Raw genomic sequence first — 13712 nt, 5'->3', positions numbered from 1 at the left:
ACGATCTGGTAGCGCCGAGCCATGCTCGGCGGCTTTCCGTTCGGGGGTGCGATGCCTGATGCAGGCCGCGCTTCGCGCTCGCCGAGCATGGCTCGGCGCTACCGGCTTTCCGTTCGGGGGTTCCGATGTCGGCCGTGATCGCCGTTCCGGTACGTCAGATGCGCGGGGTCGGGGGGACATCCTGCCTCAGCCAGGCGACCAGTGCCGAGAATGCCGGCGAGGGCTGCCGTCGATTGGGGTAATAGAGGTGATAGCCGGGGAACGGCACGCACCATTTGTCCAGCACCGCGATGAGTCGTCCTTCAGCGATGTGGTCGACCACCAGGGGCTCCGGCACATAGGCCAGGCCCAGGCCATCGAGGGCCGCATTGATCACGTGGGTCATGCTGTTGAAGACCAAGGGCCCATCACCGCGCACGCTGAACTCCTTGCCTTTCTCCTCGAACTCCCACGCGTAGATCATGCCGTTCGGGCGGTGACGGATGTTCACGCAGCGGTGCCGGGTGATGTCGGCGGGCTTCTTCGGCTTTGGATGGGCCTGGAAATAAGCAGGCGAGGCCACCACCACCAGTCGCCAGTCAGGCCCGACCCGCACCGCGATCATGTCCTTGCTCAGCGCCTCGCCCAAACGGATGCCGGCGTCGAAACGCTGTTCCACTACGTTGGTGAAGCCGTAGTCCACGTACAGCTCCAGCGTGATGTCCGGATACTGCTCCACGAAGCCGGCCAGCCGCGGGCGGATGATGGTTTCCATGGAGTCATCGGTGCACGAGATCCGCAACGTACCGGCAGGCCGGTCGCGCAGGTCACCCAACGCGTCGATGCTGGCACCGATGGCCTCGAAGTGCGGGGCGATGGAGTGCATCAGCCGCTCGCCGGCCTGGGTCGGTGAAACATTCCGGGTGGTCCGTGCCAGCAGCCGAATGCCCAGCCGCTCTTCCAGCAGCCGCATGGAATGGCTCAGCGCGGACGGGGTTACCCCAAGGCGCACGGCGGCCTTGGTGAAGCTCTGTTCCTGCGCGACGACCAGGAACGCCTGCAGGTCGTTGGTCTTTACGCTGCTCATGGGGCAATTGTGAGCCCAGCTCAGCAATGCATCAACCTTTGGCTGGATTATCACAAGTGGACACCGGGCCTATCGTGGCGTCCTGCATCTTCCTGCCAAGGCCTTCCCCGCATGAAAACCACCACGCTGCTGCTGGCACTGGTCGCCAGTTACCTGGTTCCGCACACCGCGCTGGCGGCCGATGCGCCCGCAGCGGCTGCACCCGCAGGCGCCGACAATTTCTATGGAAGTCCCACCGTTTCCGGCGAGCGCGTCAGCTTCCGCAACCAATACCAGATGAACGTCGTGGGCACGCTGTACCGCCCGCAGGGCCTGGACCGTGGCAGCCGCGCGCCGGCCATCATCTTCGGCCACCCGATGGGCGCGGTGAAGGAACAAAGCGCGCAGTTGTACGCGCAGAAGCTGGCCGAGCAGGGCTTTGTCACCTTGGCCATCGACCTGCCGTTCTGGGGTGAAAGCGATGGCGAGCCGCGCAACCTGGTCGCCCCGGAACTCTATGTCGAAGCCTTCAGCGCCTCGGTGGATTACCTGGGCACGCGCGACTTCATCGAGCGCGACCGCATCGGCGTGCTCGGTATCTGCGGCAGCGGCAGCTTCTCCATTGCAGCGGCCAAACTGGACCCGCGCCTGAAAGCCGTAGCCACCGTCAGCATGTACGACATGGGCGCGGTGACCCGCCAGGGTCTCAACAAATCCCTTAGCCGCGAGCAGCGCCGGGCGATGCTGGAACAGGCCGCCCAACAGCGCTACGCCGAGTTTGAACATGGCAAGGGCATCTTCCTCGACTACCTGCCGGTCACGCTGCCCGCCGATGCAGACCCGGTCACCCGCGAGTTCTGGGCGTTCTACCGTACCCCGCGCGGGGCCGCGGTTCCGGCAGGCTACACGCTGCAACAGACCCAGAACCGGATGCTGACCAGCGAGGTCCGCTTCATGAACTTCTACCCGTTCAACGATATCGAAACGATCTCGCCCAGGCCCCTGCTGTTCATCACCGGCAGCGAGGCGCATTCGCGCGAGTTCAGCGAAGCGGCGTATCGCCTGGCCGGCCAGCCGAAGGAGCTGTTCGTGGTCCCCGGCGCGGGCCACGTGGACCTGTATGACCGCACCGATCTGATTCCTTTCGACAAGCTGGGCAGGTTCTTCCAGCAGCATCTGGCAGCGCTGGAATGAGTGCCCCCAAGATTACAGATACCGACGCGCACGCAGGCACCACACAGGCCCATTGGGGCGGCGTGTTCGCCATGACCCTGTGCGTCTTCGCGCTGATCGCTTCGGAGTTCATGCCGGTCAGCCTGCTTACGCCGATGGCCGCCGACCTGCGCGTCAGCGAAGGATTGGCCGGGTATGGCATCGCCATCTCCGGCGCGTTCGCGGTGTTGACCAGTCTGTCGATTTCACGATTGGCCGGCGCCATCAACCGCAAGACCGTGCTGCTGATCCTCACCGTCCTGATGGGAATCTCCGGACTGGTGGTGGCGCTGGCGCCGAGCTACACGCTTTACATGGTCGGCCGGGCCATGATCGGGGTGGTGATCGGCGGATTCTGGTCGATGTCGGCGGCCACCGCGATGCGCCTGGTACCGGCGGCGCAGGTGCCCCGTGCGTTGGCGACCTTCAACGGCGGCAATGCGCTGGCCACGGTGATTGCCGCCCCGCTGGGCAGCTACCTGGGCGGGGTGATCGGCTGGCGTGGCGCCTTCCTTTGCCTGCTGCCGGTAGCGGCCATCGCACTGGCGTGGCAGTGGATCAGCCTGCCCAGCATGCCGGCGCTGCGCGCCAGCGCACAGGGCAACGTGCTGTCGCTGCTCAGGCGGCGCGTGGTGCTGCTGGGCATGGCGGCGTGTGGTGCATTCTTCATGGGCCAGTTTGCGTTGTTCACCTACGTGCGCCCCTTCCTTGAACGCGTCACCGGTGCGGCGTCTTCGGCAGTGCCGCTGGTGCTGCTGGCGATCGGCGTGAGCGGCCTCATCGGGACCATCGTCATCGGCGCGGTGCTAAGGCGCGGCCTGTATTCGACCCTGGTGACGATTCCCGTGTTGATGGCGGCGATCGCCGTGGCGTTGGTTCCCCTGGGTCCCCAGCTCTGGCCGACCGCGGCGCTGTTGTCGCTGTGGGGCCTGTTCGCCACCGCCGCGCCAGTGGGCTGGTGGAGTTGGATCGCGCAGACCTTCACCGACGAAGCTGAAGCCGGCGGTGGCCTGATGGTGGCCGTCGTGCAGTGTGCCATCGCCGTGGGCTCCACCGTGGGCGGCCTACTGCTGGACAGCTTCGGCTTCACCAGCATGTTCGCGGCCAGTGCGGCGCTGTTGCTGTCCGGTGCGTTGCTGGCCTGGATGACCTCTGCCGAGCCGCGACCGACTCACACGCCCGCCATGGCGGCAGGGGAGGCGGGATGAAACGATGGGCCATGGCCGTAGTGATGTTTGCCTGCCTGCCAACCGGGTACCTGTATGCAGACGAGGAGAACAGCATGACCCCTGGATCCACCCGATCAGACGTTGTTGATCTGAGCCCCCAGCAGCAGGCGATCATCCCGATCAGCGCGTTTGCCGCCGCTGGCGACATCGAGCGGCTTGGCCCGGCGCTGGAGGCGGGCCTGGATGCCGGGCTCAGCGTGGCCGAAGCGCGCGAAATCCTGGTGCAGGTCTACGCGTATGCCGGCTTTCCGCGCAGCCTCAATGCCTTGGGCGAGTTGATGAAGCGGGTGGAGGCGCGCCGGCAGCGGGGCATCACCGATGATCCGGGCCGTGAGCCCATCAAACCGGTTCCCACGGGCGAGGCACTGCTGGCGGCCGGCACCGCCAACCAGACCACGCTCGCCGGTGGCCCGGTTGCCGGACCCCTGTTCGATTTCGCCCCGCAGGCCAATGCATACCTGCGCACGCATCTGTTTGGTGACATTTTCGAGCGCGACAACCTGGACTGGAAAACCCGTGAAGTGGCGACGGTAAGCATGCTGTCGGCATTGACCGGCGTCGAGTCGCAGCTGCAGTCGCACATGGGCATCAGCATGAACATCGGGCTGGATGCCGATGCGTTGGGCACGCTGGTCACCGTGCTTGAGCAGCAGGTTGGACCGGAGGCCGCGCAGCGCGCAGATGCAGCGCTTCAACGTATCCTTGAAGCCCGGGGAACGAAATGAGGTGGCAGGATGGACGCGCAAAGGCGGCACGTATGACCACGAAGATGATCGCCCTGCTGGTTGGCCTGAGTGCGCTGTGCTTCAGCGCGCAGGCAGAGAACGGGCAGATGACCCGGCTGTCGAAGATCAGCGTGGATCCCGCGCACCTGCCTGCGTATCGCGCCGCACTGGCTGAAGAGGTGCGTGACTCGATGGAGCGCGAACCCGGCGTACGCGCGTTGTACGCGGTGTTCGAGAAAGAGGATCCGACCCGCTTGACGATCCTGGAAATCTACGCGAGCCGCAAAGCCTATGAGCAACACATCAAGAGCCGGCATTTCATCAAGTACAAGGAGGGAACCCTGCACATGGTGACCTCCCTCGAACTGGTGGATGTCGATCCGTTGTTGCCGGAACTGAAGATCAAATAGCCCAGCTGGCAGGGTTGTGGGTAGTGACGGCCGCTGGCCGTCATGCCGCACTGTGCAAAGCGCTTGCTTAGGCTTTGCCCGATCTGGCCTGCATTCCTGCGCTGCGTGTATCGAGGCCCACCGGCCTTCCGCCTGGCCCGAGCCAGGAGGACAATACCCCCATGTCCTCTCCCGATCCCCTGCGCGGCCCACTGCGGTCCGCCCTGTCCAGCCAAGGCTGGAAACGGCGCATTGCCCTGTGGGGCGGTGCAGTCGCGGTGGCCCTGGTCGCCATCGTGTTCGCCAAGGCCAGCGATGCCGCCTTCGCGCTGTTCCAGCGCATCATTGCGCACTCTCTGTGGTGGGCGCTGCTGCTTACTCCCGGTATCTTCGCGCTGCTGGCCTGGCTGACCGGTGGCGTGCTGCGTCCCACCCGCGGCAGTGGCATTCCGCAGGTCATCGCTGCGCTGGAAAAACCGGATGACGCCACGTTCCGCAGCGAAAACCTGTCGTTGCGGGTATCGGCCGGGAAACTGCTGCTGACCAGTTTGTCCTTGTTGGGCGGCGCCTCGGTGGGGCGCGAGGGACCGACCGTGCATGTGGGCGCGAGCCTGATGTACAGCTTTGGGCGCTGGTTCGGGTTCCGCGATCCGCGCGAACTCTCCCACTTCCTGCTCGCCGGCGGCGCGGCTGGCATCGCAGCCGCTTTCAATACCCCATTGGCCGGCATCGTGTTCGCCATAGAGGAGTTGAGCGGGCGTTTCGAACATCGCTTTTCGGGCACCTTGCTGACGGCGGTGATCGTGGGCGGGGTAATCTCACTTGGCCTGCTCGGCAACTATGTTTACTTCGGGCGCGTGTCGACAGCCCTGCCATTGGGGCAGGCGTGGATGGCCATCCTGCTGTGCGGTGCCGTCGCCGGGCTGCTTGGCGGGCTCTTCGCGAAGATGGTGCTGCTCAGCGTCTCCGGCAGGCCACGCTGGCTGGGCCGGCTGCGCCGCGAGCACCCGGTACTGCTCGCCGCGGCCTGTGGGCTGGTGGTGGTCGGGCTTGCCGCAAGCTTCGGCAACGGTGCCTTCGGCACCGGTTACGAGCAGGCGCGCGGGCTGGTGCAGGGCCACGCGGGCGTCGGCCACGAGTTCGGCCTGATGAAGCTGCTCGCCAATCTGGCGTCTTATGTGGCCGGCATTCCGGGCGGGCTGTTTTCCCCGGCGCTGGCAGTGGGTGCAGGACTCGGGCACAACCTGTCGGTGCTGATGCCATCGGTTGATCCCAGCGCCTTCGTGGTGCTGGGCATGTGCGCTTATCTGACCGGGGTTACCCAGGCGCCGCTTACCTCGGCGGTCATCTCCCTTGAGCTCACCGACACCAGTGGCATGCTGCTGCCGATCCTGGCGACGGTGCTGCTGGCGCGCGGCGTGTCGGCGCTGGTCTGCCATGTGCCGATCTACCGTGGGCTGGCCGAACAGCTGGCGGGCGGGGCCACCGCGCCGCGCACCGAGTCCGCCGGGCGTCCGCAGTAGGATACCGAGGCAGCCGCAGTCCTGATGACGGGCGCCCTCGCGCCCAGCGCGCAGCTCAGCGCCAGGGGAAGCGCTGCAGGATGGACGGCACTTGCGCACTTATCTGCCGGGCGAGATAACCCAACGGCCCAACGGATTGAGCCAGTAGTCGGCCCGCCTCACCGTGGACCCATACACCCCACAGCGCGGCTTCCAGCGCGGTGGCTCCGCGCGCCGCGAATCCTGCAATCAGGCCGGCGAGGGCATCGCCGGAGCCGGATGTGCCCAGGCCCGGACCACCCCCCTCGTGCTGCCACGCCGCCCCGTCAGGCCCGACGATGTACGTTCGCGGGGCCTTCGCAACCATCACACTGTTGGTGGCTCGGGCCATCTCACGCGCATGTTCAAGGTGCGCATGCTGTACGTCTTCCTTCGATCTGCCACACATGCTTGCCATTTCACCGGCATGCGGGGTGAGGATGAAGGGGCGGCCCTCCGGGGCACGCAGCGCCCCATGCAGCGCGCCGGCATCCAGGATGACCGTCGCTGCCGTCTGCGATGCCTTGGCTTTCAGCCGCTCGAGACAGGGTGTGGACCGCATTCCCGGCCCGATCAGCAGCGCATCACACGCCTCAAGGGCGCTCTGCAGCACAGGCCCGCCTGCGAGCTCGCCCTTTGAATCCTCACGCACGCCAACAACCAGAGCCTCCGGAACGGCAAGTCCGAGCGCCATGGCGGCGCTGCGGACCGTGAGGACCTGCAGCTTGCCCGCACCAGCGCGGAGGGCGGCCTCGGCAGAGAGCAGCGCGGCCCCAGGCACCTGCACCGACCCGCCCACCACGCACACCCGCCCACGCGCATCCTTGTCGCCCCCGGGGGCTGGCAACGGCATCGTGCGAAGCGCGTCAGCGTCCAGGCAGCGGAGGTCACCGGTGTTCATGTCAGCGCGCCCCCGCCGGCTTGTCCGGCGATCCGGTGCGGGCGTCGGCGGGCAGCTCAGGCGGGACGAAGTTCGTCCGCACCAACTCCAGGTTTCCCGCCTCGATCGAGCTCTGATATTCGGTGACACCACAATTGGGAACATCGGCTTGGCGGTCGATGTCCAGGATGGTGCGCTCGTCCAGCCCCTCAAGCAGATACCGCATGCAATTGACGATGACCTGATGGCCAACGACCATGACGTTGGCCCCTGCATGGCTGTTCTGCAGGTCCGCCACCACGCCGCGCAGGCGCAGGATGACGTCACACCAGCTCTCACCACCGGGCGGTCTGAAATAGAACTTGCCGACCAGCTTCCGCTGCTCGGCCAGCTCGGGGAAGGTGGCCAGGATTCCCGAGCTGGTGTAACGGTCCAGCACCCCGAATTCTTTCTCGCGCAGACGCTCGTCCACGATCAGCGCGCTGCTGGCATGCCCGAGCCTGGACATTACCGCCTCCGCGGTCTGCCGTGCCCGCACGTAAGGGGACACCAGCACGATCTGGGGACGGGCGGCCTCTGGCTGTGCACGCGTCCATTCTGCAAGGGCCCGCGATTGGCGCTCGCCCAGTGTCGACAGCGGCACGTCCGCGTCGCGGTGCTCCAGCTCGATCAGGCTGATTCCGTGGGCTTCGGCGTGGTCACGCGCCACGTTGCCGGCGCTTTGCCCATGGCGGACCACCCAGATGCGGTTCGGCCAGCGGGCCGTTTTACCTTCCATTGCGCTGTTACGCTCCATCAGCACTCCCATCGCGCAGCGATACCCGCAGTCGTCATGGCAGCCATCACCTCTCGTCACAGTGTGAATCCGGACGCTAGGAGCTCCCGCGTTAGGCCCGCGCAAAGCGCCGTGAAGAACGACTGCACGTCGTATTGTTATGTCATAACATTGCGTGGTAGCCTCGACGGCCTGCTTTGAAGGGTAGTTTCCGTGCCTGCTAGTACGCCCGTTGTTGAGATCCGCAACCTCTGCATTTCGTTCTCCGGCAAGCCGGTGCTCTCCGACTTCAACCTGATCGTGGAGCGCGGGCATATCCATGCACTGCTCGGCGGCAACGGCGCGGGAAAATCCACCACGCTGTCCGCGCTGCTGGGTTTCGTGCAGCCCACCCGGGGTGAGGTCAGGGTGGCCGGCGTGACACCGTGGTCCGATCCGGAGCGTGCACGTGCCCACCTTGCCTACCTGCCTGAAAACGTGGCGCTGTATGACCACCTCACGGCGCTGGAAAACATCGACTACCTGCTTTCGCTCAGCGGCGGGCGGAAGCCTGCGGCTGCCATCACCGATGCCCTGCGCGCCACCGGCCTGCAGGAGGCTGCCTGGCAGCAACGCCTGGCCGGATTCTCCAAGGGCATGCGGCAGAAAGTGGCCATCGCCTTGGCACTGATGCGGGAGGTGCCGCTGCTGCTGTTGGACGAGCCGACGTCCGGGCTGGATCCAGGTGCCAGCGCGGATTTCCATGCCCTGTTGCAACCCGTACGGGCCCGCGGCACTGCGATCCTGATGGTGACCCACGATCTGCTGGGCGCAGTGGAAATCGCTGACCGCATCAGCGTGCTGGACCATGGCCGCATCGTCCATGAGGCCGAACGCCCGGACTTCGACCTGCGCACGCTGCATGCCCACTTCGCCGGCAGGGGACACGACGCATGAGTGCGCTTGGCGCAGTGATGCGCAACGAACTGCGCGCCATGTCCAGGCAGGGCACGGCGCTGGCCGGCATCGTGCTGATGGCGGTGTTGACCGTCACTGCCACGGTAGTTTCGCTGCACCACATGCAGGCCGCGGCCGAACACCGCGCCGCGCAGCAGGCGCAGGCGCAGGCCGCCTTCGACGCGCAGCCGGACCGACATCCCCATCGCGTGGTGCATTACGGTCATTTCGTCTATCGGCTGCCCTCGGCGCTGGCCGCCTTTGATCCGGGCGTTGATCCCTTCACCGGCAGCAGCATGTTCCTGGAAGGCCACCGGCAGAACACGGCCAACTTCGGCGATGTCATGCAGAGCTCGCTGCTTACCCGTTTCGGCCAGCTCACCCCGGCCTTCGTGCTGCAGATACTGTCACCGCTGGTGCTCATCTTCCTCGGCCACGGCCTGCTGGCGCAGGAGCACGAACGCGGAACGCTGCGGCAGCTGATGCTGCAGGGCGCGAGCCGGCGTGCCATCGTCGGCGGCAAGCTATGCGCCTTGTTGCTGGTTGCCACGATTTTCCTGCTGCCCGCTGCGATCGGCCTGGCGTGGTTGGCCGCAGGTACGCCGGATTCGGCGCTGGTGGCTCTGGCCGTGGCGGGAGGTTACGCACTTTATCTCACGGTGTGGTGCTTGTTGATCACGGCCATTTCGGCCCTGCTGCCGCGGCGGCGCGACGCGTTGCTGGGCCTGATCGGGGGCTGGGCCATGGTGGCGCTGATGGTGCCGCGCATCGCACCGGACGTGGCCTACACCGCATTGGATCTACCGGACCGGCTGCAGACCGAGGTCGGCATCGCGCGTGACCTGCGCGCCATGGGCGACAGCCATGACCCGGCTGATCCTTACTTCGCCAGCTTCCGGCAGCGGGTGCTGGACCAGTACGGCGTGAGCCGGATCGACGATCTGCCGGTCAACTACAAGGGCCTGCTGGCAGTGGAAGGCGAGCGACTGACCTCGGTTCTGTTCAACCGGTATGCCGAGCACAGCGCGCATATCCAACACGAGCAGAATGCCTTGGTCAGCAGGTTCGCCCTGATCAGCCCGGTCATCTCCATCCGCCAGATGTCGATGGCCGCTGCAGCCACCGACCTGCGCGCGCATCTGCGCTTCATGGACCAGGCCGAGCAGCACCGCTATCGTCTGGTCCAGCAGCTCAACCAGATGCAGGCCGACGCGGTGTCCTATGCCGACGACACCGCCAGCGACCCGGGCGCGGACCAGCGCAAGCGCGTTGACCGCTCCCAGTGGCAGGCGATCCCGGCGTTTGGTTACGTGCCCCTGCCTCCCTGGCATGTCCTGCAGTCCCTGTCATGGCCGCTGCTGGGCCTGCTTGGGTGGGTGGCGGTGGGGGCGGCGCTGATCAGTCTGTCTGTGCGTCGGCTTGGAGGTGCGCGATGACGCTCTGGATGTATGAAATCCGGATGATGGTGCGTCCTCGCATGGCAATTGCGGCGTTGGTATTGCTCAGCCTGCTTGCGCTTGCCAGCCTGGTATCGGGCGTGCAGCGCATGGACAGCCAGCGCCAGGCCATTGCCCGGGTCGGCTCCCTGCACGCCGAGGACCTGGCCGCCGTGAAGGCCGCCCACGGGGATTCCACCGATGCAGGGCGCGCGGCGTACTACAGCTTCCATCCCACATGGAATCCGCCATCGTCACTGGCATTCGCGGCCGTTGGCATGCGCGATGTGGCGCCCTACATCCTGCGCGTACGCGCCCTCGGCCTGGAGGCGCAGATCCATGATGGCGATACCTTCAACCCCGAACTGGCGCTGGCAGGCCGCTTTGACTTCGCCTTCCTGCTGACCTTCCTGCTGCCGCTGTTCGTCATCGCATTGCTGCACGACATCCGATCGTCCGAGACCGAAAGTGGCCGCGAGCGCATGCTGCGCAGCCTGCCGTTGGGAGTGCAGTGGCTTTATGCACGCCGCGCCGTAGTACGTATCACGGCACTGTGGCTCTGCACCGGGCTGCCTTTCGTGATCGCGGCGATGCAGCAGGGCGTACCGGCCACGCAGATGCTCGCGGTACTGGGTCTGGCGGCCACCTACCTGCTGTTCTGGGCCGGGCTTTGCCTGATCGTTGCGTGGCGCGGCTGGAATTCCGGAGTCAATGCGGCGACCCTGGCATCGCTCTGGGTGGTGATCGCCCTGGTGGCACCGGCGATGGCGCATGTGGGCATCGAGCGGGCCGTGCCGGTGGAGCAGGGCGCCGCCATCGCGCGCGCCCAGCGCGAAGCGGTCAACGGCGCGTGGGATATTCCACGCGGGGATACCATGCAGCGCTTCTACGCCGCGTATCCCGAATGGCGGGATTCGCCGCCGTTGGGTACCGGGTTCCATTACAAGTGGTATCTGGCCTTCCACCAGAACGGCGATGACGAGGTAGCACCGTTGGTCGCTGGCTACCGGCAGGGGATAGAGCAACGTACGGCCGCCGCATCAACCCTGGGTTGGCTGTTGCCGCCGGTAGGGCTGCAGGTTGCCCTGACCCGCATGGCCCATACGGACATGCACGCGCACCTGGCGTACCAGGATCGCGTGCGTGGTTACCACGCCCAGCTGCGGCGCTATTTTTACGGTTACCTGTTCACCGATACGCCATTCCAGCAAACGGACTACGACAACGCCCCGCGCTTCGAAGCCGTGCCAACAGCGCCCACACCGACCCGATAACGCCGAGCCATGCTCGGCGGAACTCCCGGCGTATGCGGAACTCCGCCAAAGCGGACATCAGACTGAACACTGTCATGTGCTTGCCGGCGTCTGTTCGCTGCGGGCATTTCGGCCGCTGCGCACCGGCTGGTGTGGCCGGCGGGTGGGTGGGTGCTGCGCCGCGCGCGTGGTTGATCCTGGGCAGGCGCGCCGCGTTGCGGGTCGCATTCGCTCGGCCGTCACTTCGACATCGCTTTTCCTCCATGCCTGTCTGGATAGGGTTCGGTTTCCCCCGATCGAACAAGGAGATTCCCATGGCCGAACCCAAAGAAAACCTGCTTGATTGGCTTCGCGATGCCCATGCGATGGAGCAGCAGGCTGAAAGCATGTTGAAGGGCCAAGCGTCCCGCATCGAGCACTACCCCGTGCTGAAAGCACGAATCGAAGAACACATCCAGGAAACGATTGGCCAGCGAGAGCAGCTGGAAGCGTGCATCAAGCGCCTGGGCGGCTCTCCTTCCACCATTAAAGACGTGATGGGCAAGATGGCCGCGTTTGGCCAAGCGCTGGGCGGGATGACCGCGTCCGATGAGATCGTGAAGGGCGCTATGGCTGGGTATGTCTTTGAGCACTTCGAAATCGCGTCTTATACCGCGCTCATTGCGGCAGCTAAAACCGCCGGCGATCCGGAAACGGCACGCGTGTGCGAGGCTATCCTGGTGCAGGAAGAAGCAATGGCCGATTGGCTCGCTGCGCACCTGCCGGAGGTCACCGAAGAGTTTCTGGTGCGCGATGCGACCCCGGGCGTTGAAGCCAAGAAGTAAGGGTCGAGTCGTCATCAGTGCCCCGTCGGATGCGCTGCAACGCTCCTGCGGGGCCTCTTTCCATACGCCCTAGTGTGGGCGGCAGACAAGACAGCGTCGGAACTCAACGAGGGCGGGAACCACCGCGAGAAGCAGCGCCGGCACGATGGCAAATAGCCACAAGGTGATGGGGGCCGGTTCAAGCGCCGGGCCAGTTTCAACGTGTGTATCAGGCATGGACCAATAAACGGCCCCGATGGCGATCCAAGGGGCCAAGTCCAGAATGCTATGGACGTGCTGCTCAAGGGGGCGAATGGCTCGCTTGGGATAGGCGACGCGTGTATCCCAATAGCCTGTGATGGCATGCAGACATACCAGCGCCAGAAGGATCAGGAAAAGCGCGTGCGACGCTCGAAAACAGAGCCACAGTAGGGTTGCCAACCCAAGCAGGGCGATTTGAACCAAGTGGAGCCTGGATTCTTCAAGCCCCGACGTGGATTCAATGTTGCTGGCTCTGTGCAGGCGAAAGTCCATGGCCCCTGCGGTAAGCCAGAGCAGATAGAGGCCATGCCAGACCGTCACGTCCATGGCTGGGTTGGACATTTCATATCCCGGACTCGGTTGCAATTACGTTTCATGGTGACTCCCGCGAAGTGGGTCCATGCGTGACTCCACCGGGAATTCTAAGGGACGGCCGCTCAGGACGGTGTGTATTTGGCTGCACCGGCCGAGCATCTGTCCATGAATCGCACCCAGACTGAAGCGCTGCAATCGTTTTACGTTCTCTTGACGCCTTGGCGACACGCCGTGCTCTTTCTGGAGCGGATATTCGTCGCCAACCTTGTCAGGAGAAACTTATGAGCGCCTATCCACAGTTTCTGGCTGCAACACCGCGAGTAACCCGCATGGAGATGGCCGACCTCTACGCGGGCGATGCCACCACCGTGGTCCAGCTGGACGCGATCCCCTGCGATATCTGGATCCAGAACCTGCAAGGGCTTGTCAGCCGGTCCCCAGAGCTTGCCGGAACACGGGTGGAGGTGGAGGGTTCATGGGTCCACTTCATCGGCGTGCGGAAAGCGCGTGGCCCCGTTGCGGCTCACCTGCTGGATGTGATTGCGGCTGCAGGCAAGATGGCCTATGCGTCGGCCACCGTTCGGCCGACTGCGTTCAGCGTGTCCCCAACACCGGCAATGCAGTGACCTGACGCCACAGCTGCCGGAAGATCATCCCGTGGTCCATGTCGGCTTCGAAGGCGACATCATGAAATTTTGACCACGGCGCCGGAGACACGGGCGACGCGGAGGCCAGACGTGGCGCACAACGTTAGGCGCGCATCAGGAGAGCGTGTGCGCCAGGGCAGGCTTTTCGTCACGGTTCTCGACGCGAAAACGATGGCCAGGCAGGCACGATGGATTTGCCGACGAAAAGAGACGACCACTCTTTCCGGTTCCACCAAGGCAAGCCAAAGCCAGCCCAAGGAGATGC

General features: G+C 65.2%; 14 protein-coding genes. 10 read left to right on the top strand and 4 right to left on the bottom strand.

Annotated elements, in window-relative coordinates:
- Positions 1-154 precede the first annotated feature (154 nt).
- Positions 155-1066 (bottom strand): LysR family transcriptional regulator, encoded by a 912-nt coding sequence (locus SOM47_RS10995; RefSeq protein ID WP_320505567.1) that lies wholly within the window; start codon positions 1064-1066, stop codon positions 155-157.
- A gap of 111 nt (positions 1067-1177) precedes the next feature.
- Between SOM47_RS10995 and SOM47_RS10990 the strand changes: the two genes are divergently transcribed.
- The 5 genes from SOM47_RS10990 to SOM47_RS10970 all read left to right on the top strand — a co-directional run bounded on the left by SOM47_RS10990 (position 1178) and on the right by SOM47_RS10970 (position 6123).
- The gene (locus SOM47_RS10990; RefSeq protein ID WP_320505566.1) at positions 1178-2239 is read left to right on the top strand and encodes an alpha/beta hydrolase; all 1062 of its coding nucleotides are present in this window, start codon (positions 1178-1180) and stop codon (positions 2237-2239) included.
- Positions 2236-3465 (top strand): MFS transporter, encoded by a 1230-nt coding sequence (locus SOM47_RS10985; protein ID WP_320505565.1) that lies wholly within the window; start codon positions 2236-2238, stop codon positions 3463-3465. Before SOM47_RS10990 ends, SOM47_RS10985 begins: the two co-directional genes overlap by 4 nt.
- Positions 3466-3539: 74 nt before the next feature.
- Entirely contained in the window at positions 3540-4211 is a 672-nt protein-coding gene (locus SOM47_RS10980) for a carboxymuconolactone decarboxylase family protein (protein WP_320505564.1), read from the top strand.
- A gap of 32 nt (positions 4212-4243) precedes the next feature.
- Positions 4244-4621 (top strand): putative quinol monooxygenase, encoded by a 378-nt coding sequence (locus SOM47_RS10975; protein ID WP_320505563.1) that lies wholly within the window; start codon positions 4244-4246, stop codon positions 4619-4621.
- A 161-nt stretch (positions 4622-4782) separates the two neighbouring features.
- Positions 4783-6123: a chloride channel protein gene (locus tag SOM47_RS10970; RefSeq protein ID WP_320505562.1), complete on the top strand. Its 1341-nt coding sequence runs from the start codon at positions 4783-4785 to the stop codon at positions 6121-6123.
- A gap of 55 nt (positions 6124-6178) precedes the next feature.
- Here SOM47_RS10970 and SOM47_RS10965 read toward each other — a convergent pair whose 3' ends face one another.
- Both SOM47_RS10965 and SOM47_RS10960 read right to left on the bottom strand, forming a co-directional pair.
- The gene (locus SOM47_RS10965; RefSeq protein WP_320505561.1) at positions 6179-7042 is read right to left on the bottom strand and encodes an NAD(P)H-hydrate dehydratase; all 864 of its coding nucleotides are present in this window, start codon (positions 7040-7042) and stop codon (positions 6179-6181) included.
- A 1-nt stretch (position 7043) separates the two neighbouring features.
- Positions 7044-7829 (bottom strand): histidine phosphatase family protein, encoded by a 786-nt coding sequence (locus SOM47_RS10960; protein WP_414715792.1) that lies wholly within the window; start codon positions 7827-7829, stop codon positions 7044-7046.
- Positions 7830-8009: 180 nt separating this feature from the next.
- On the opposite strand from SOM47_RS10960, the gene SOM47_RS10955 reads away from it, so the two are divergent.
- The 4 genes from SOM47_RS10955 (at position 8010) to SOM47_RS10940 (ending at position 12245) form a co-directional block, all read left to right on the top strand.
- Positions 8010-8732, top strand: coding sequence for an ABC transporter ATP-binding protein (locus SOM47_RS10955; RefSeq protein ID WP_320505559.1), 723 nt, complete (start codon positions 8010-8012; stop codon positions 8730-8732).
- On the top strand, positions 8729-10168 hold the full coding sequence (locus SOM47_RS10950) for an ABC transporter permease (protein ID WP_320505558.1): 1440 nt from the start codon (positions 8729-8731) through the stop codon (positions 10166-10168). Before SOM47_RS10955 ends, SOM47_RS10950 begins: the two co-directional genes overlap by 4 nt.
- A complete protein-coding gene (locus SOM47_RS10945) occupies positions 10165-11442 on the top strand; it encodes a DUF3526 domain-containing protein (protein ID WP_320505557.1) in 1278 nt (425 codons plus the stop codon). The genes SOM47_RS10950 and SOM47_RS10945 overlap by 4 nt, the downstream gene beginning before the upstream one ends.
- A 293-nt stretch (positions 11443-11735) precedes the next feature.
- Entirely contained in the window at positions 11736-12245 is a 510-nt protein-coding gene (locus tag SOM47_RS10940; RefSeq protein ID WP_042612897.1) for a ferritin-like domain-containing protein, read from the top strand.
- Between the two features lie 69 nt (positions 12246-12314).
- Here the strand turns inward: SOM47_RS10940 and SOM47_RS10935 are convergent, their stop codons facing one another.
- Positions 12315-12827 (bottom strand): hypothetical protein, encoded by a 513-nt coding sequence (locus tag SOM47_RS10935; protein WP_320505556.1) that lies wholly within the window; start codon positions 12825-12827, stop codon positions 12315-12317.
- Positions 12828-13081: 254 nt separating this feature from the next.
- Between SOM47_RS10935 and SOM47_RS10930 the strand changes: the two genes are divergently transcribed.
- Positions 13082-13426, top strand: a complete 345-nt coding sequence (locus SOM47_RS10930; RefSeq protein WP_042612896.1) for a hypothetical protein — start codon at positions 13082-13084, stop codon at positions 13424-13426.
- Positions 13427-13712 lie beyond the last annotated feature (286 nt).

The sequence above is a fragment of the Stenotrophomonas sp. CFBP8980 genome (genome assembly GCF_034046095.1).
Classification (GTDB): domain Bacteria; phylum Pseudomonadota; class Gammaproteobacteria; order Xanthomonadales; family Xanthomonadaceae; genus Stenotrophomonas; species Stenotrophomonas lacuserhaii.
The sequence above is the reverse complement of the archived record's forward strand: the minus strand, read 5'-3'. Positions and strand labels throughout refer to the sequence as shown.

What these genes read in the sequence shown, in the direction of transcription:
- SOM47_RS10995 (WP_320505567.1), bottom strand. Translation starts at nt 1,066, where the DNA reads ATGAGCAGCGTAAAGACCAACGACCTGCAGGCGTTCCTGGTCGTCGCG.
- SOM47_RS10990 (WP_320505566.1), top strand. Translation starts at nt 1,178, where the DNA reads ATGAAAACCACCACGCTGCTGCTGGCACTGGTCGCCAGTTACCTGGTT.
- SOM47_RS10985 (WP_320505565.1), top strand. Translation starts at nt 2,236, where the DNA reads ATGAGTGCCCCCAAGATTACAGATACCGACGCGCACGCAGGCACCACA.
- SOM47_RS10980 (WP_320505564.1), top strand. Translation starts at nt 3,540, where the DNA reads ATGACCCCTGGATCCACCCGATCAGACGTTGTTGATCTGAGCCCCCAG.
- SOM47_RS10975 (WP_320505563.1), top strand. Translation starts at nt 4,244, where the DNA reads ATGACCACGAAGATGATCGCCCTGCTGGTTGGCCTGAGTGCGCTGTGC.
- SOM47_RS10970 (WP_320505562.1), top strand. Translation starts at nt 4,783, where the DNA reads ATGTCCTCTCCCGATCCCCTGCGCGGCCCACTGCGGTCCGCCCTGTCC.
- SOM47_RS10965 (WP_320505561.1), bottom strand. Translation starts at nt 7,042, where the DNA reads ATGAACACCGGTGACCTCCGCTGCCTGGACGCTGACGCGCTTCGCACG.
- SOM47_RS10960 (WP_414715792.1), bottom strand. Translation starts at nt 7,829, where the DNA reads ATGGGAGTGCTGATGGAGCGTAACAGCGCAATGGAAGGTAAAACGGCC.
- SOM47_RS10950 (WP_320505558.1), top strand. Translation starts at nt 8,729, where the DNA reads ATGAGTGCGCTTGGCGCAGTGATGCGCAACGAACTGCGCGCCATGTCC.
- SOM47_RS10945 (WP_320505557.1), top strand. Translation starts at nt 10,165, where the DNA reads ATGACGCTCTGGATGTATGAAATCCGGATGATGGTGCGTCCTCGCATG.
- SOM47_RS10940 (WP_042612897.1), top strand. Translation starts at nt 11,736, where the DNA reads ATGGCCGAACCCAAAGAAAACCTGCTTGATTGGCTTCGCGATGCCCAT.
- SOM47_RS10935 (WP_320505556.1), bottom strand. Translation starts at nt 12,827, where the DNA reads ATGTCCAACCCAGCCATGGACGTGACGGTCTGGCATGGCCTCTATCTG.
- SOM47_RS10930 (WP_042612896.1), top strand. Translation starts at nt 13,082, where the DNA reads ATGAGCGCCTATCCACAGTTTCTGGCTGCAACACCGCGAGTAACCCGC.